18 protein-coding genes are annotated in these 16794 nt (G+C 67.4%); 14 read left to right on the top strand and 4 right to left on the bottom strand.

Features of this window, described 5'->3' with window-relative positions; genetic code table 11:
• Window positions 1–16 precede the first annotated feature (16 nt).
• The 3 genes from IP93_RS04175 to IP93_RS04165 are packed head-to-tail and all read right to left on the bottom strand — an operon-like array spanning window position 17 to window position 2725.
• Window positions 17–1285: a hypothetical protein gene (locus tag IP93_RS04175; protein WP_242006737.1), complete on the bottom strand. Its 1269-nt coding sequence runs from the start codon at window positions 1283–1285 to the stop codon at window positions 17–19.
• A complete protein-coding gene (locus IP93_RS04170; protein ID WP_144812426.1) occupies window positions 1266–1505 on the bottom strand; it encodes a DUF2249 domain-containing protein in 240 nt (79 codons plus the stop codon). The genes IP93_RS04175 and IP93_RS04170 overlap by 20 nt, the downstream gene beginning before the upstream one ends.
• A complete protein-coding gene (locus tag IP93_RS04165) occupies window positions 1502–2725 on the bottom strand; it encodes an alginate export family protein (protein WP_144812423.1) in 1224 nt (407 codons plus the stop codon). The genes IP93_RS04170 and IP93_RS04165 overlap by 4 nt, the downstream gene beginning before the upstream one ends.
• Window positions 2726–2913: 188 nt before the next feature.
• Here IP93_RS04165 and nirK point away from each other — a divergent pair, with 188 nt between their 5' ends.
• Genes nirK through IP93_RS04150 form a run of 3 tightly spaced genes read left to right on the top strand, consistent with a single transcriptional unit; the run spans window position 2914 to window position 5819 of the window.
• Entirely contained in the window at window positions 2914–4437 is a 1524-nt protein-coding gene (gene nirK / locus IP93_RS04160; protein WP_144812421.1) for a copper-containing nitrite reductase, read from the top strand.
• A gap of 30 nt (window positions 4438–4467) precedes the next feature.
• Window positions 4468–5217, top strand: coding sequence for a formylglycine-generating enzyme family protein (locus IP93_RS04155; protein ID WP_242006736.1), 750 nt, complete (start codon window positions 4468–4470; stop codon window positions 5215–5217).
• Window positions 5214–5819 (top strand): SCO family protein, encoded by a 606-nt coding sequence (locus tag IP93_RS04150; protein ID WP_144812416.1) that lies wholly within the window; start codon window positions 5214–5216, stop codon window positions 5817–5819. The genes IP93_RS04155 and IP93_RS04150 overlap by 4 nt, the downstream gene beginning before the upstream one ends.
• A gap of 39 nt (window positions 5820–5858) precedes the next feature.
• Here IP93_RS04150 and IP93_RS04145 read toward each other — a convergent pair whose 3' ends face one another.
• On the bottom strand, window positions 5859–7274 hold the full coding sequence (locus IP93_RS04145) for an aminotransferase-like domain-containing protein (RefSeq protein WP_144812414.1): 1416 nt from the start codon (window positions 7272–7274) through the stop codon (window positions 5859–5861).
• A gap of 89 nt (window positions 7275–7363) precedes the next feature.
• Here IP93_RS04145 and IP93_RS04140 point away from each other — a divergent pair, with 89 nt between their 5' ends.
• The 11 genes from IP93_RS04140 to IP93_RS04090 all read left to right on the top strand — a co-directional run bounded on the left by IP93_RS04140 (window position 7364) and on the right by IP93_RS04090 (window position 16786).
• Window positions 7364–7687 carry a hypothetical protein gene (locus tag IP93_RS04140; RefSeq protein ID WP_242006735.1) on the top strand — a complete coding sequence of 108 codons (324 nt, stop codon included), beginning with the start codon at window positions 7364–7366 and terminating at the stop codon, window positions 7685–7687.
• A gap of 136 nt (window positions 7688–7823) precedes the next feature.
• On the top strand, window positions 7824–9299 hold the full coding sequence (gene ccoN, locus IP93_RS04135; RefSeq protein ID WP_144812411.1) for a cytochrome-c oxidase, cbb3-type subunit I: 1476 nt from the start codon (window positions 7824–7826) through the stop codon (window positions 9297–9299).
• Window positions 9300–9314: 15 nt separating this feature from the next.
• The gene (gene ccoO, locus IP93_RS04130; RefSeq protein WP_144812408.1) at window positions 9315–9938 is read left to right on the top strand and encodes a cytochrome-c oxidase, cbb3-type subunit II; all 624 of its coding nucleotides are present in this window, start codon (window positions 9315–9317) and stop codon (window positions 9936–9938) included.
• A gap of 2 nt (window positions 9939–9940) precedes the next feature.
• Window positions 9941–10084 (top strand): cbb3-type cytochrome oxidase subunit 3, encoded by a 144-nt coding sequence (locus IP93_RS04125; RefSeq protein ID WP_144812406.1) that lies wholly within the window; start codon window positions 9941–9943, stop codon window positions 10082–10084.
• The gene (gene ccoP / locus IP93_RS04120) at window positions 10081–11028 is read left to right on the top strand and encodes a cytochrome-c oxidase, cbb3-type subunit III (RefSeq protein ID WP_144812403.1); all 948 of its coding nucleotides are present in this window, start codon (window positions 10081–10083) and stop codon (window positions 11026–11028) included. The genes IP93_RS04125 and ccoP overlap by 4 nt, the downstream gene beginning before the upstream one ends.
• A complete protein-coding gene (locus IP93_RS04115) occupies window positions 11025–11321 on the top strand; it encodes a hypothetical protein (RefSeq protein ID WP_144812400.1) in 297 nt (98 codons plus the stop codon). The genes ccoP and IP93_RS04115 overlap by 4 nt, the downstream gene beginning before the upstream one ends.
• A 10-nt stretch (window positions 11322–11331) precedes the next feature.
• Entirely contained in the window at window positions 11332–12882 is a 1551-nt protein-coding gene (locus tag IP93_RS04110) for a 4Fe-4S dicluster domain-containing protein (protein WP_144812397.1), read from the top strand.
• A complete protein-coding gene (locus IP93_RS04105) occupies window positions 12879–13376 on the top strand; it encodes a FixH family protein (RefSeq protein ID WP_144812396.1) in 498 nt (165 codons plus the stop codon). Before IP93_RS04110 ends, IP93_RS04105 begins: the two co-directional genes overlap by 4 nt.
• Window positions 13373–15748 carry a heavy metal translocating P-type ATPase gene (locus tag IP93_RS04100; RefSeq protein WP_144812393.1) on the top strand — a complete coding sequence of 792 codons (2376 nt, stop codon included), beginning with the start codon at window positions 13373–13375 and terminating at the stop codon, window positions 15746–15748. The genes IP93_RS04105 and IP93_RS04100 overlap by 4 nt, the downstream gene beginning before the upstream one ends.
• Complete coding sequence (ccoS, locus tag IP93_RS16010; protein ID WP_199747093.1) at window positions 15745–16071, top strand: cbb3-type cytochrome oxidase assembly protein CcoS; 327 nt, start codon at window positions 15745–15747, stop codon at window positions 16069–16071. Before IP93_RS04100 ends, ccoS begins: the two co-directional genes overlap by 4 nt.
• Complete coding sequence (locus IP93_RS04090; protein ID WP_144812390.1) at window positions 16061–16786, top strand: sulfite exporter TauE/SafE family protein; 726 nt, start codon at window positions 16061–16063, stop codon at window positions 16784–16786. Before ccoS ends, IP93_RS04090 begins: the two co-directional genes overlap by 11 nt.
• Window positions 16787–16794: the final 8 nt, after the last annotated feature.

Here is a 16794-nt window from a genome sequence, read left to right as displayed (position 1 = left end):
GGGGGTATCTGCATGCTCATGTGCACCTCCCCAGTTGCTGCACGAAACGACGGCTTCGCCAACTTACGCCGCACAGTGCGGCAAACGTAGAGGCGTGCGCCAACAGCACTGCAGCGCCCGCTGCTCGAGTTATCGCATCCGCCGCGGTGGCGGTCGCGGTCGCCGTCGCCGTCGCCAGCATTGCAGCGGCGGCCACGTGCAGGGCCAGCACTGCGTACTTGTCACGCTCCGGCAGAAGCAGTTGGACGCCCGGCAGCCGCACGCCCTTGCCGCAACGCCGGTGCAGCCTGATCCAGCCGAGGAAGGCGACGATTTCCAGTTGCATGCCCACCACCAGTAGCGGCAGGCCGATGCCAATGGCCAGCACGCCCGCAAGCATCCCGGGGGATCCATCGACCAGCAGCATCACGGCACCTGCGGCGGTGGCGGACAACCCGGCCAGCCAGAAACCGGTCAGTGGCACCTTGCGCAACTTCGGCGCGCGCGCCTGCATCAGCAGCCCGGTGGCCGCGAACAGCAGGCCGCCCAGTCCCACCCCCATGCGGAACCATGGCGGCGTCAGGCCTTGGAAAGCGGCGACCAAGCCCGCGGCGAGGACTGCAAGCATTCCGGTCATCCAGAACGCCTGCCAACGCTCCCGTAGGACCGCCATCCCCTGGAACATGGGCCCGACTACCCGCGACACCGACGCCAGCAGCACCACTACCCAGCCCAGCACGCCCCACGCCGCATGCACATCGGTCAACGGCCGCAACGGGACAGCAACCAGCCCCGACAAGCCAAGCGCGAGGAGCAAGCCCAAACCCGCCGTGACCAGGCCACCTGCAACGGCACCGCCAAGTCCCCAGTGCAGGAATCGTTTTGCGGCGACACCCGATACGCCCGGCAGGACGAGCGAGGCCAGCAACGCGAAGGCACCCACCAGCATCACGCCGCCCCACCAGGCCGGGCATGCCTGTGGCCAACGCAGCGCCACCACCAGAACGAACGTACCCAGGTTCAACAGGCCATGAAGCAACAAAGCGCCGGATCGCCCGCCACGAACGGGCACCCCCGCCGCCACCGGCAGGAACTGCAACAGGCTGCCGAACATCGCATTGCCCAGGAAGCCGAGCGTCAACGCGTGCACCAACGCAAGCGTGGCGCTCCCCCAGCGCGAGGTGAGCGCCACCGCCCCTTCGAACACCAGCATCCCACCCGCCGCGCCCGCCCATGCCGAAGCAGTGAGCAGGAACAACCGAGGCGTCCACGACGCCGGTGCCTGTTCAATCGAGAGCTTGGCCATCCGCTGCCGCCGGTCGCTGGATGGCGACCCGGACGCCGCCATCGGGCGCGGATTCGGCCCGCCACGCCAGCCCACGCGCGGCCAGGGCATCCAGCAGCGGTGTGGGCAGCAATGGGGTCAGCACCTCGACCGACTGTCCAGGCCCGAGTGCGTCAGCCGCGGCCAGGGCCTGCAACAGCGGCTCGGGGGCCGTGAGACCACGGAAGTCGAGGCAGTTCATCGAGCGTCACCTACAACCAGGGCGTGCGAGCCACGCCATTCCACTTGCAGCCACACCTTGGTGGTGTCGCGCGAGAAACCATCGGCCCGGTAATCGGCGACCTTCACCAGTCCCGCCAATCCGCCCGGCAATGGAAACCCGAGCGAGGCATTCCATTCGCGACCATAACGCCCACCGTTGTCGGCACGATAATCGTGCCAGGCAACCGCCCAGTTGAGCTTGCTGTCCAGGCGCCCCCGACCGAACTTGCCCCCCGCACCGGCGTAACGGTCTTCCAACCCACCGGGCGGCGTCACCAGGAACTGGTCCCCCCAGCCATTGAACGCGTGGAGGGTGGCCAGCGGTGTTTGCACGGCCGTCACACCATCACCCCCCAGGTGCTCCCATCCGGCTCGCGCGATGATGCGCCCATGTGTCCAGGTCGGCTCCAGCAGCCAGTAATCGTGGCCGAAGTCGCGCGGATTGTCGGCGTTGTCGACCTGACGCGCGGCTTCCAAGGTCCAGCCAGGGCCGCGGCCATCACGCATGCGGCTGCCGGTCCAGCGCACGCCATAGGTGGCGGTGGAGGCACTGGCCACGTCGCGGTCATCATGCAGATAAGCGTAACCGGCCACCTGCTGCGCGCCGCTTTTCCATGCGGCGTTGAGCAAGTGGGTATCGAGGTCGCGCTCGCGCGCCAGCCGGTTGAGCGCATCGTCACCGGCGACGCGATGCACCTTGTCCAGCCAGTGGTAACCCAGCGTCACCGATGCCGCCGGCCTCCATTGCAGCGCAAGCGCATCGAACGTCTGCTCGTTCTGGCGCCAGCCCACGTTGCCCACCCAGCGCTGGTTGTCCAGCACGATCCGCTGGCGGCCCAGCGTCGCCCCCGCCTTGCCGCCCTTCCAGCCCAACCACGCCTGGTTGAGTTCGGCACCGGTGGGATCGAGCACGCCGGGGTAGCCGGTCCTGCCATTGGCGCCGCTGTTGTAGTGGTCATTGGCCGCCGCCACGCCTTCGCCCTCGGCGAACGCGGTGAGGCCGGGACCAAACGCGGCACGCAGGCCAGCACGAACACGCAGCGTCGACGCCTGCGCTTTGTCATCAAATCCGCTATCGTCCACCTGCTCGTGCCGGGCCCTCAGGTCCCACTCGAGCTGCAGGCTGGTATCCGCGAATGCAGGGAGGGGAGCAAGCACCAGCACGATCGCCTGGGGCAACCGGCATTTCTTGCGCGTCATGGCTATTGGACCGTGATGGATTGGCGCGCAGCCTACGCCGGCCCTACGGTTTCACCTTGACCAAAGTCAAGCCGCCTGCCGGTCCGCCACGACCGGCCGCGTAATTTGATTCTGATCATTTTTGCCGCCGTCGCACGACGGCAATCTTGCCACCGTAGGCCATGTGGCCATTGTTGAAGGGGATGTTCATGAGACGTGTCACCCAATCGCTGGTCCTCGCAACCGCCGCGCTCGCAATGACGCTGGCGGGCTGCGACAGCAGCAAGGAGTCCGGCAAGGACACCGCCAAGGCCGCAGCGGCCAAGGATACCGGTGGTTCGCGCAAGGGCGATTTCGGTCCGCCCCAGGGCGAGCCGGTCAAGGCCGTGCTGACCGCGCCGCCGCTGGTACCGCCGGCCACTGGCCGCACCGCACCGGCCAAGGTCATCGTGGAACTGGAGGTAGTCGAGAAGGAGATGCCGATTTCCGAAGGCGTCACCTACACCTTCTGGACCTTCGGCGGCACGGTGCCGGGCAGCTTCATCCGCGTGCGCCAGGGTGACACGGTGGAGTTCCACCTGAAGAACGCACCCGACAGCAAGATGCCTCACAACATCGACCTGCACGGCGTGACCGGTCCGGGCGGCGGCGCCGCGTCCAGCTTCACCGCGCCGGGCCACAAGTCCCGCTTCACCTTCAAGGCCCTCAACGCTGGCCTGTACGTGTACCACTGCGCAACCGCACCGGTGGGCATGCACGTGGCCAACGGCATGTACGGCCTTATCCTGGTCGAGCCGCCGGAAGGACTGCCGAAGGTCGACAAGGAGTACTACGTGATGCAGGGCGACTTCTACACGACCACCAAGTACCGCGAGAAGGGCCATGCGCCGTTCGACATGCAGAAGGCGATCGACGAGAACCCGAGCTACGTGCTGTTCAACGGCAGCGAAGGCTCGATGACCGGTGACAACGCCCTGACCGCCAAGGTCGGCGAAACCGTGCGCCTGTACGTGGGCAACGGTGGCCCGAACCTGGTGTCGAGCTTCCACGTGATCGGCGAGATATTCGACAAGGTCTGGTACGAGGGTGGCACGCACTACCAGGAGAACGTGCAGACCACGCTGATCCCCGCCGGTGGCGCCGCCATGATGGACTTCCACATGGAAGTGCCGGGCAGCTACGTGCTGGTCGACCACAGCCTGTTCCGCGCCTTCAACAAGGGTGCCCTTGCGATCCTCAAGGCCGATGGCCCGGAGAACAAGGAAATCTACTCGGGCAAGGAAGTGGACGAGGTCTACCTGGGTGACCGTGCGCAGCCGAACATGGCCGCCGTTGCCACCGCCGCCGCTTCGGCCAAGGCCGGTGCGCTGACCAAGGAAGAGCAGATCAAGGCCGGCCAGGCGCTGTTCGCCGGTACCTGCTCGACCTGCCACCAGGCCAATGGCCAGGGCCTCGAGGGCGTGTTCCCGCCGCTGGCTGGCTCCGACTGGATCAAGGCTGATCCCAAGCGCGTGCCGCAGGTGATCCTGCACGGCCTGGTGGGCCCGGTGAAGGTCAACGGCAAGGACTACAACTCCAACATGCCGCCGATGAACCAGTTGACCGACGACGAAGTGGCCAACATCTCCACCTACGTCCTCAACAGCTGGGGCAACCCGGGTGGCCAGGTGACCAAGGCCGAAGCCGCGGCTGCCCGCAAGGCCACTCCGGCCAACGCCTCGGGAGGTCACTGAGCCATGCGCCGCCTGGCAGCGATACTCCTGATGGCACTGCCCGTCGCCGGCGTCCTCGCCGCCGGCCCGGGAGGGTACGTCACGCTGCCGGGCGGCACATTCCGCTCGGCCCTGAAGTACGAAGACAGCGACAGCCAGGTGCGCATCAAGCCGTTCGAGCTGATGCGCACCCCCGTCACGAACGCCGAGTTCCTGGCGTTCGTGAAGGCCAATCCGCAGTGGCAGCGTGGCAGGACACCCGGCGTGTTCGCCGAGGACCGCTATCTGTCGCACTGGGCCGGCCCGCAGACCCTGGGGCCCAATGCCCAACCCCAACAACCGGTGGTATGGGTCAGCTGGTTCGCCGCTGACGCGTACTGCCAATCGCAAGGCGCACGCCTGCCCACGTGGTCGGAGTGGGAATACGTGGCCGCAGCCGACGAAACCCGCAAGGACGCGCGCAACGATCCCGCCTGGCGCGAGCGCATCCTCAGCTGGTACTCGCGTTCCTCCAAGACCTCACTGCCCCGCGCCGGCCTGCAGGCACCCAATGCCTACGGCGTGCAGGACATCCATGGCCTGGTGTGGGAGTGGACCGAGGACTACTCGGCCATGCTGGTGGATTCGGACAACCGCAATCAGGGCGATGCCGACAAGACCCGCTTCTGCGGCGCCGGTGCCCTGTCCATGAACGACCGCGACAACTACGCGGTCCTGATGCGCGTGGCGATGCTTTCGTCGCTGGGGGGCCAAGACACCACTGGCAACCTCGGCTTCCGCTGCGCCAAGGACGTGAAATGAAGACCTTCCTGCTGGCCCTGGCCGTCCCCCTCGCCCTAGCCTTCGGGATGGCCCAGGCCGCCCCCTCCAAGGCCGCGCCCCTGCCTTCGGACTCGATCTACCAGCTCAACGTGCCGCTGGTGGACCAGCAGGGCCGCAAGCTGCGACTGGCCGACAAGCGCGGCAAGGTGCAGCTGGTGTCGATGTTCTACACGTCGTGCAAGTTCATCTGCCCGTTGATCATCGACAGCGGCAAGGCCATCGAGCGATCACTGACCCCGGCCGAGCAGCAGAAGCTGGGCCTGCTGATGATCAGCATGGATCCACAGCGCGACGATCCCGCCAAGCTTGCCAGCATGTTCGCCAAGCGCAAGCTGGACCCCGCCCGCTGGACGCTGGCCAGCCCGGCCCCGGCCGACGTGCGCGCCATCGCGGGTGTGCTGGATATCCGTTACCGGCAACTGGAGGACGGCGAGTTCAACCACACCAGCGTGTGGGTGCTGCTGGACGCCAACGGCCGCATCCTGGCCCGCACTGAACAGATGGGCAGCCGCCCGGACCCGGAATTCGTGGCAGCCGTGCGCAAGGCACTGGCAACACCGGCGGCGAAGCCCAAGCGCTGAGCCGCAGGCGGCGACGGCCCGTCGCCCCTTCCGCGCCGGTCATGCCATCCCGGCGGCCAGGCGACCCAGGGTCGCCACCGCATCGGCCATCCGTGCATCGAACGGGTGGCCGCAATTGAGTCGCAGGCAGTTGCCGAAACCACGACTGGGCGAAAACATCGGCCCGGGCGCAAGGCTCATCCCATGGGCCAGCGCCCGTTGGCGCAGGGTCAGCGCGTCGGTCCCCGCCGGCAACTCGAGCCACAGGAAATATCCGCCCATCGGACGCGTCACACGCGTTTCCCGCGGGAATGCCTCGGCAATGGCGGCCACGTACTGCGCCTGCTGATGCGCAAGACGCTCGCGCAACTGGCGAAGGTGCCGCTCATAGCCCCCGCCTTCCAGGTATCCAGCAATCGCCAGTTGCCCCGGCACGTTGGTGTTGAGGGTGGATGTGAGCTTGGCCCGCGCTACCTGCGTGCGAAACCGCCCCGGCACCACCCAGCCAATGCGGTAACCCGGTGCCAGGCATTTGGAGAACGAGCCGCAATGCAGCACCAGGCCCTCCCGGTCGTAGGCCTTGACCGGTGGCGGGCGCGTGGGTTGGAAGTGCAGTTCGGAGTACACGTCGTCCTCCACCAGCGGAACGCCGTGCTCCGCCAGCAGTGTCGCCAGGGCACGCTTGTTGGCCTCGGGCATCGTGCTGCCGAGCGGGTTGTGGAACGTCGGCATCAGCCAACATGCCCTGGGCGCATGGCGGGCGATGGCCTGGGCCAGCGCTTCCAGGTCCACGCCTTCGCGCGGATGGGTCGGCACTTCGATGGCCCGCAACCCGTTGCGCTCCAGTATCTGCAGGGTGATGTAGAAGCACGGCGACTCCACGAGCACCGCGTCGCCGGGGCGCGTGACCGCGGTGATGCTCAGGCTCATCGCCTCCATCGCGCCGTTGGTGATGACGATGTCCTCGGCCTCGATGTCGATGCCATCCAGCCGGTAGCGGCGCGCAATCTGCCGGCGCAGCGCCAGTTGGCCCGGGGTCAGGTCATCGACCGTACTCCATGGGTCGAGGTGGATGGCGGCCTTGGCCATCGAGCGCCCCAGCCGCTCCAGCGGGAACAGCATCGGGCTGGGGAAGGCGGAGCCGAGTGGGACCCGATCGCGGTTCATGCTCGAACGCAGTACCTGGAACACCAGGTCACTGACATCCACCGCACGCGACTCGCCATCCGGGCGGGAGGCCATTTCGGGTTCAGGCGGAAGCCGGATCCGGCCGCGTGCCACGTAAAAGCCCGACCGCGGCCGCGACTCCACCAGCCCCCGCGTCTCCAGCAGGTGGTAGGCCCGGAATACGGTGGAGGGGCTGATCTTGCGCGCGGCGCAGGTCTCGCGCACCGAGGGCAGCCGTTCGCCGGGCTGGAGCAGGCCGCTCTGGATCGAACGCGCCAGGTCCTGGGCAAGGGCTTCGTAGCGCTTCACGGCAACTGATATGGTTTTTTCAGCTTTTTCTGATTCTACTACCACTGATACGGTCGCTGTATCCTGTAGTGCCCATTCCGAGTGTCGCCGTGAACCCGGACATCGCCCTCAACCTGGCCCTGATCCTGTTCATTCCATGGTTCTCGATCCTGGCCGTGCTGTTCTGGTGCTTTCCGCGCCAGCCGCGCACCAGAGCGCGGAAGTATTTCGACACGATCTCACTGATCATTGCGACCGCAGCATCGTTCGCCGGCATGCACTGGAGCATGCAGACCGCGGATCCGAGCCACGGGGCCATGTGGAAACAGGTTTTGGCCACATCGGTGGCGTATGGTCTGTTCCTCGGGGTGATGACATTGGCGATACTGGTGCGCCGACACTGGCTGCACCGCGCCACGGCATCGCGTCGTTGACGCTTGTCAGGCGAGTCGTGCGCCACATGGCTTTTTTGACGCCGCAAGGCGTCCATACGCGGCTCCCTTGATCCAGATCAAGTCCACCGTTTCATGCCCCTCCAAAATATCGCCAACCCTCGTCGAAGGTATTCCCATGACTTATAACGATGTCGCGCGCCCCGACAGCGCGGGCGCCGGCTTGGCCGGTTATTACAACGATCGCGTGGTCCGGCAATTCGCCGTCGCCACCGTCCTGTGGGGCATTGTCGGCATGCTGGTGGGCGTGATCATCGCCGCCCAGCTGTACTGGCCCACGCTGGGTGAAGGCATTCCGTGGCTGGGCTACGGTCGACTGCGCCCGTTGCACACCAACGCGGTGATCTTCGCCTTCGGCGGCTCGGCGCTGTTCGCCACCAGCCTGCACGTGGTGCAGCGCACCTGCCACGTCCGGCTGATCTCCGACAAGCTGGCCGCCTTCGTGTTCTGGGGCTGGCAACTGGTCATCGTCGCCGCCGCGATCACCCTGCCGCTGGGCCTGACCCAGGGCAAGGAGTATGCCGAGCTCGAGTGGCCCATCGACCTGCTGATCACCATCGTGTGGGTGGCATACGCGGTGCTGTTCTTCGGCACCATCGCCAAGCGCAAGGTCAAGCACATCTACGTCGCCAACTGGTTCTACGGCGCGTACATCCTGGCCATCGCGCTGCTGCACATCGTCAACAACATCGCGCTACCCGCAACGCTGACCAAGTCGTACTCGGCCTACAGCGGCGCGGTCGATGCGATGGCGCAGTGGTGGTACGGCCACAACGCGGTGGGCTTCCTGCTGACCGCCGGCTTCCTGGGCATGATGTACTACTACGTGCCCAAGCAGGCGCAGCGCCCGATCTACTCCTACCGCCTGTCCATCGTGCACTTCTGGGCGCTGATCGCGGTGTACATGTGGGCCGGCCCGCACCACCTGCACTACACCGCCCTGCCCGACTGGGCGCAGTCGGTGGGCATGGTGTTCTCGCTGATCCTGCTGGCCCCGTCCTGGGGCGGTGCGATCAACGGCGTGATGACCCTGTCGGGCGTGTGGCACAAGCTGCGCACCGACCCGATCCTGAAGTTCCTGATCGTGGCCATCTCGTTCTACATGATCGCGACCTTCGAAGGCCCGATGATGTCGATCAAGACGGTCAACTCGCTCAGCCACTACACCGACTGGACCGTGGGCCACGTCCACGCCGGCGCCCTGGGCTGGGTGGCGATGATTTCCATCGGCTCGATCTACTCCCTGATGCCGCGCATGCTCGGCCTCAAGGAAATGTACTCGGTCAAGCTGATCGACACGCACTTCTGGGTACACACCATCGGCGTGGTGTTCTACATCGCCTCGATGTGGATCGCGGGCGTGATGCAGGGCCTGATGTGGCGCGCCACCAACGACGACGGCACGCTGACCTACACGTTCGTCGAAGCGCTCAATGCGACCTACCCGTACTACCTGGGTCGCCTGCTCGGCGGTCTGATGGTCCTGTCCGGCATGTTGCTGATGGCCTGGAACGTGTGGAAGACCTACCAGCAGGTGGAGAAAGTCGCCCCGCAGCCGCTGCTCCCGCCCGACGCCGCCGACGCGCGCGCCTGAGCCCGAGGACCCGACATGAGCAACAACAGCAACGCACACGAGAAAGTCGAGAAGAACGTCGGCCTGATGGCGGTCCTCATTGCGGTCGCCATCTCCTTCGGCGGCCTGGCGGAGATCGTCCCGCTGATGTTCCAGGCCGAGACCATCACGCCATTGCCCGGCGTCAAGCCCTATCCGGCGCTGGAACTGGCCGGCCGCGATGTCTATGTCCGCGAAGGTTGCTACAACTGCCACTCGCAGATGATCCGCACCCTGCGCTTCGAGACCGAGCGCTACGGCCACTACTCGCTGGCAGGCGAATCGGTCTACGACCGTCCGTTCCAGTGGGGCTCCAAGCGAACCGGGCCCGACCTGGCGCGCGTCGGCGGCCGCTACTCCGACGACTGGCACCGCGTGCACCTGATCAACCCGCGTGACGTGGTACCCGAGTCCAACATGCCGAGTTTCCCGTGGCTGGCCGAGAACAAGGTGGATGGCGCCGAGATCACCCAGCACATGCGCACCCTGCAGAAGCTGGGCGATCCGTACTCTGACGCCGAGATCGCCAAGGCCGCCGCCGACGTGGAGGGCAAGACCGAACTCGACGCCGTGGTCGCCTACCTGCAGGGGCTCGGCAAGCACGCGCCCCGGGGAGGCTGACCATGGTATCCGGCATCGTCACCGCCCTGCTGCTCGTGACCTTCATCGCCGGCTCGGCATGGGTCTGGAGCCCGCGGCGCAAGCGTGAATTCGACGAGGCAGCGCAGCTGCCCCTCAACGACAACGATCTGGAGAACAGCCGATGAGCACGGGCTGGTCGTGGTACATCATCGTACTGGTGGCATTCAACATCGCCGCCTACACCTGGCTGCTGTGGTGGACGGCCAAGCGCCGCCCGGGCGATCCGAAGCCGGAAGACACCAGCCACGTCTGGGACGGCGACATCACCGAGTACAACAAGCCGCTGCCCAAGTGGTGGATCAACCTGTTCTACATCACCATCGTGTTCGCGCTGGGTTACCTGACCTGGTACGGCGGCTGGGGCAACTACGCAGGCACCAGCAAGTGGTCATCCAAGCAGGAACACGCACAGGGGAAGGCGATCCAGGACGCCAAGCTCGAGAAGACCTTCGCCCCTTACAAGGGCCAGCCGATCGACGTGCTGGCCAAGGATCCGAAGGCGCTGGCGCTGGGTCGCTCGATCTTCGGCAACACCTGCGCCACCTGCCACGGCTCGGCGGCCACCGGCGCCATCGGTTACCCGAACCTGACCGACAAGGTCTGGCACTGGGGCGGCCAGCCCGAGCAGGTGCTGCAGACGGTGCTCGATGGGCGCGAAGGCGTGATGCCGGAATGGGGCAAGGTGCTGACCGGCATGGGCGGCGACAACGCGGTGGACTACGTGATCGCCTACGTCCGCACCCTGAATGGCGAAGGCGGCATGCAGAACGACTTCATGGCCGCCCGCGGCAAGACCCTGTACGACGGCGTCTGCGTGGCCTGCCACGGGCCTGACGGCAAGGGCAACCAGGCCATGGGCGCCCCCGACCTGACCGATAACTACTGGATGTACGGCGACAGCAAGGAAAGCCTGCGCCAGACCATCTCGGCCGGCCGCCATGGCATCATGCCCGCACACCGCGAACTTCTTGGCGAAACCCGTTCGCGCCTGGTGGCGGCTTACGTCTGGTCCCTGTCCAACACCGCCTCCGGAAGCGCGAACCCGCAATCCGGAAAATCGGCTCAATGACAGACTTCACCCAGCCTCGTTTCGACCACGAACCGCGGCCGTTGGCCCAGAGGATCGGCGCGATCCTCTGGCCCAGCTTCTTCGCCGCCGGCGTGGCGACGATGGTGTTCTTCGCCTTCGTCGACCCGCTGGCGCTACGGGACATGACGTTCCCGCAGATCAACATCAGCCGCGGCCTGGGATACAGCATCGGCTTCTTCATGTTCTGGCTGGCGACCGCGTCGGCCAGTTTCTTCACCTGGATCCTGCTGCGTCCGGCCAGCCGCTTCAACAAGCCGCTGCCGCCGGAATGACCGGAAGGCAATGAGCAAGAAAATCCCCCTCGACCTGCTTGATGACGGCGGCCCCGGCGCCTACGTCAGCGAGCGGAAGATCTATCCGCGCGATGTCTCCGGGCCGCTGAACCGCCTTCGGGTGGCAGCGGTCTTCTGGCTGCTGGGCATGTTCTACCTGTTCCCGTGGCTCAGCTGGGACGGCCGCCAGGCGGTGCTGTTCGACCTGCCCGCGCGCAAGTTCTACGTGTTCGGCCTGACGTTCTGGCCGCAGGACTTCCTGTTCCTGGCAATCCTGCTGATCATCGCGGCGATGGCGCTGTTCTTCTTCACCGCCCTCGCCGGCCGCCTGTTCTGCGGGTATGCCTGCCCGCAGACGGTGTGGACCGAAGTGTTCCTGTGGATCGAGAGCGGCATCGAGGGCGACCGCCACAAGCGGATGAAGCTCGACGCCGGCCCATGGACCGGCGAGAAGGTGCTGCGCAAGGGCAGCAAGCACGTGGTCTGGCTGCTGTTCGCGCTGTGGACCGGCTTCACCTTCGTCGGCTTCTTCACCCCCATCAAGGACCTGGCCGCGCGTGCGCCGTTCGGCTGGGGCGGCTGGGAAACGTTCTGGGTGTTCTTCTACGCGCTGGCCACGTGGGGCAATGCCGGCTTCCTGCGCGAGCAGGTGTGCAAGTACATGTGCCCGTACGCGCGCTTCCAGAGCGCGATGTTCGACCGCAACACGCTGATCATCGCCTATGACCCGATGCGCGGCGAGCCTCGCGGCCCGCGCAAGCGCGGCCTGGTCGGCAGCGTGCTGGAGCGTGGCCGTGGCCTGCTCGACCAGATCACCGCCTACGACTACGTGTTCCGCGCCAGCCGGCATCCCAGCGCGGCCGACCAGCAGGCGCAGGCTACGGGCACCATCACCCTGGCCGGTGCCGGCGTGGAGGCGGCGCCGCTGCCGAAGTTCGCCCCGGACGAGTTGGGCGACTGCATCGACTGCACCATGTGCGTGCAGGTCTGCCCCACCGGCATCGACATCCGCAACGGCCTGCAGTACGAGTGCATCGCCTGTGGTGCGTGCATTGATGCGTGCGACGACATCATGGACAAGATGGGGTATCCGCACGGGCTGATCCGCTACTCCACGCAGAACGCGATCGACGGCAAATCGACGAAGGTGCTGCGCCCGCGCATCCTCGTCTACGGCGCCCTGCTGCTGGGGCTCATCGTGGCCTGGGGCTGGGGCGTGGGCACCCGCAGCCCGCTGATCGCCGAGGTGCTGCGCGACCGCAATGCGCTGTTCCGCACGGTGGGCGAACAGACCGAGAACGGCTACACCCTGAAGGTGATCAACAAGACGGACAAGCCGCAGGCCTACACGTTGACGCTGGAAACCGACACCGCGGGCATCGCCCTGCCGGGCACGCCGGTCGCCATCAACGCGGCGCCGCAGGAAGTCGTGTCGCGCGCGGTCACGCTGTCCGCGCCAGCCAACGTGCATGGCCGGCATGACATCCGCTTCGTGATCACCGGCACCGACGGCAGTACCCGCCAGGTCGTCGACTCCACCTTCTTTGGACCCCTGCAATGAGCGACAAGCGTTCCCCGTGGCGTGAGCCGATGGTCTGGCTGGTCGTGGCGCTGCCCGCGGTCGCGGTGATCGGCGGCATCACCATGGTCATCGTCTCCAACCGCGCCGGCAACATCGACGCGGTGCGCGACGACGTGCAGCGCACCGCGCAGATCCAGACCACCGACCTCGGGCCCGACGAGCGCGCCAGGCAGCTCGGCCTGGGCGCCGTATTCCGCATCGCCAAGGACGGGGTGCAGGTGTTCCCGGCCAGCGGCACCTTCGAGCGGGCGCAGACCCTGCACCTCGTGCTGCAGCATCCCAATCGCGGCGAGGAAGACCTGAAGGTGGACCTCAAGCCCGACGAACTGGGCTGGAGCGCGCCGTTGGAGGTGGATGGCCGCCATGACTGGAGCCTGCAGCTGACCAGTGCCACTGGCGATTGGCGCCTGCGTGGCCGACTGCCCCGTGGCCAGCAGGCCGCGCACCTGGGCTCCTCGCTCGCCGCGCAGTGAACGCCCCTGGCAGTACCGCCTGCTACCACTGCGGAGAACCCCTCCCCCCTGACGCCATCCACCAGCCGGTGGGCGGTGTCGAACGCGCGTTCTGCTGCACAGGCTGCAGCGCGGCGGCGGCCTGGATCGAAGACGCCGACCTGGGCGACTACTACCGCCTGCGCAGCGATGCCGCCTCGCGGGTGGATGCCGTGGCGGCCGATTACCGCATCTGGGACCGCGAGGACGTGGTCGGCGGGCACACGCGCGACATCGCCGGTGGCCGCGAGATCACCGTGCTCACCGACGGCATGCGCTGCGCCGCGTGTGCGTGGCTGATCGACCGCGCCCTGCAGCGCCAACCCGGCGTGCTGGACGCCGGCGCCAATGCCGTCACCGGCCGCATCCGCATCGGCTGGGACCCGGCGCGCACCAGCCTTTCAGCGCTGCTGGCCAAGCTCGCCTCGCTCGGCTACCGGCCGTTCCTGGCCTCGGGCGAGGAAAGCGAACGCCAGCGCCGACGCGAGCGCAACCGCTGGCTGGTGCGGATCGGCATCGCCGGCCTGGGTTCGATGCAGGCGATGATGCTGGCCGAGGCGCTGTACCTGGACACCGCCAACGAGATGGCCGTGCCCACCCGTGACTTCTTCCGCTGGGTGACCTTCCTGATCTCCACGCCGGTGGTGTTCTACTCCGGCTGGCCGTTCATCACCGGCATGTGGAACGAATGGCGCGGCCGCCGGCTCGGCATGGACACGCTGATCGCCAGCGCCACCCTGCTCGCCTACTTCGCCAGCGTGGTCGAAACCGTGCGCGGCGGGCCGCACGTCTGGTACGACGCCGCAGTGATGTTCGTGTTCCTGCTGCTGGTGGCGCGCATGCTGGAGCAGCGCGGGCGCAACATCGCCAACGCGCAGGTGGATGCCCTTGCGCGGGCCCGACCGACCCTGGCCACACGCGAGGGCGCGGACGGCCTTCCGGAGCAGGTGCCCGTGAATGCGTTGCAGGTGGAAGACGTGGTGCGGGTCGCGGCAGGTGAGCCGATGCCGGCCGATGGCGTCGTGCTCGACCACCCGGCGTCAGTGGACGAGTCGCTGCTGACCGGCGAATCCACGCCGGTGGAGAAAGCCGTGGGTGACGCCGTATTCGCCGGCAGCTATTGCCGCGATGCGGTCGCGCGCGTGCGCGTGTCGGCCGTGGGTACGCAGACCCGCCTGTCCCAGCTCACCCGTCTGGTCGAACGTGCGCAGAGCGAGCGCCCGCCGCTGGCACAAACCGCCGATCGCATCGCCTCGTGGTTCGTCGCCGCATTGCTGCTGGTCGCCGCCATCGTGTACGCCGGCTGGCGCATCCACGACCCGTCGCGCGCCTTCGAGGTACTGCTGGCACTGCTCGTGGTGAGTTGCCCATGCGCCTTGTCGCTGGCGATCCCCGCAGCCCTGGCGACGGCCCACGGGGCACTGGCGCGCATGGGCGTGCTGGCGCTGCGCCCCGGCGCGCTGGACGCGCTGGCACGGGTGGACCACGTGGTCTTCGACAAGACCGGCACGCTTAGCGACGGCCTTCCGGCAATCGAACGCGTGGTGCCGCTGGGGGACCTTTCCGCCGAGGACGCGCTGCAGATCGCCGCGGCACTGGAACAGGGCAGCCGCCACCCCATCGCACGCGCTTTTGATGGCGTGGCCGCGACGCGCGTGGCGGAGCAGGTGCGCGCCGTGCCCGGCCAGGGCGTCACCGGCGTGGTCGAGGGCCGTGAATGGCGGCTGGGACGCGCGGGATTTGCTGCAGGCAGCGCAGACGACGATGCCGTGTGGCTGGGCGACGGCCGGCGCGGCATCGCCCGGTTCCGCCTGCGCGAGCGTCCCCGCGGCGATGCGGCCATGGCACTGGCGGAACTGCGCGCGCTGGGCCTGACGGTCGGCCTGTGCAGTGGCGACGCGGCACAGCCGGTACAACGGTTTGCCGAAGCCCTGGCCATCGAACACCCCCTATCCCGGCAAACTCCGGAGCAGAAGCTGGCGCATGCCCGGGACCTGCAACAGCATGGGCACGTGGTGGCGATGGTCGGCGACGGACTCAATGACGCACCGGTGCTGGCAGGTGCCGACGTCTCGCTGGCCATGGCCGACGGCGCGGCGCTGGCGCAACGTGCGGCCGACATGGTCATCACCGGCGGCTCGCTGCGCCGCATTCCGCAGGCCATTGAACTTGCCCAGCGCACCCAGCGCATCATCCGCCAGAACCTGGCATGGGCCATCGGCTACAACCTGCTCGCCCTGCCACTGGCCGCCGCTGGCATGGTGACGCCTTGGATGGCCGCGCTCGGCATGGCGCTATCCTCGTTGCTGGTGACCCTCAATGCGTTGCGGCTGGCACGCGGAGTACGGCCATGACGATCCTGCTGCTGTTGATTCCCATCAGCTTGCTGTTGTTGGGCGTGGCGATCTGGGCGTTCATCTGGGCCGTGCGCCGTGGGCAGTTCGAGGATCTCGACAGTGCCGCACTCGACATCCTGGTCGATGAAAGCGCCCTGGCAACGCCCGCGGAGGACAGGGCTGCCGCTTCGACCACCACCCCATCCCCGTCGGCTGCCCCTTCCCCGCTGGACGTCCCCTCCCCATCGGACGCATCGGACGCGCCTGTATCGTCGGCCACGTCGTCCGCGGATGCCACGGCGCCTGCCGACACGCAGGACACGGACCGCCATGCCAATTGACTGGCTGGCCGTGGGCGCGGCCTTCCTGACCGGGCTGCTGGGCAGCGGCCACTGCGCCGCGATGTGCGGCGGCATCGCCACCGGGTTCTCGGCCACGGCCACACGTGCGAACTGGGCCCACGCCGTGCAGACCAACCTGGGGCGGGTGCTGGGCTACGTCGCCGCCGGCATGGTGGCGGGCGGCATCGGCCACGGCATCGTCCGGGTGTTCCGCATCGATTGGCTGGCCACCGGGCTGCGCATGGCGGTGGGGGCCGTGCTGGTGTTGGCCGCCCTGCGCCTGCTGGACCGCCGGGGCAAACTGGCATTCCTGTCCCGCCCGGGTACCGCCGTATGGCAGCATCTGCGACCGCTCCAGCGACGGTTGTTGCCCGCCAGCACGGCGCCCCGGCGTATCGGACTGGGCGTGCTCTGGGGCTGGCTGCCCTGCGGCCTCAGCGGCACGCTGCTGGCGGCGGCCTGGTTGCAGTCCAGCGCGCTGCATGGCGGCCTGACGATGGCGGCCTTCGGCTTGGGGACGTTGCCGATGATGGTGCCGTTGACCTGGTCAGGCGCGCGCTTGGGTGGCTGGCTGTCCCGGCCTGGCGTGCGCCATGGCGCGGCGCTGCTGGTGCTGGCCGCAGGGTTGGTGACCCTGGCGGCACCCTGGTTGATGCGGGTGCCACAATTGCATGGCTTGCTGGCCGTGCTGGGGTGCCGCAGCCTGCCTGGCTGAGCGCCTGA

Source organism: Aerolutibacter ruishenii, assembly GCF_007830115.1.
GTDB classification, from domain to species: Bacteria; Pseudomonadota; Gammaproteobacteria; order Xanthomonadales; family Xanthomonadaceae; genus Aerolutibacter; species Aerolutibacter ruishenii.
The sequence above is the reverse complement of the archived record's forward strand: the minus strand, read 5'-3'. Positions and strand labels throughout refer to the sequence as shown.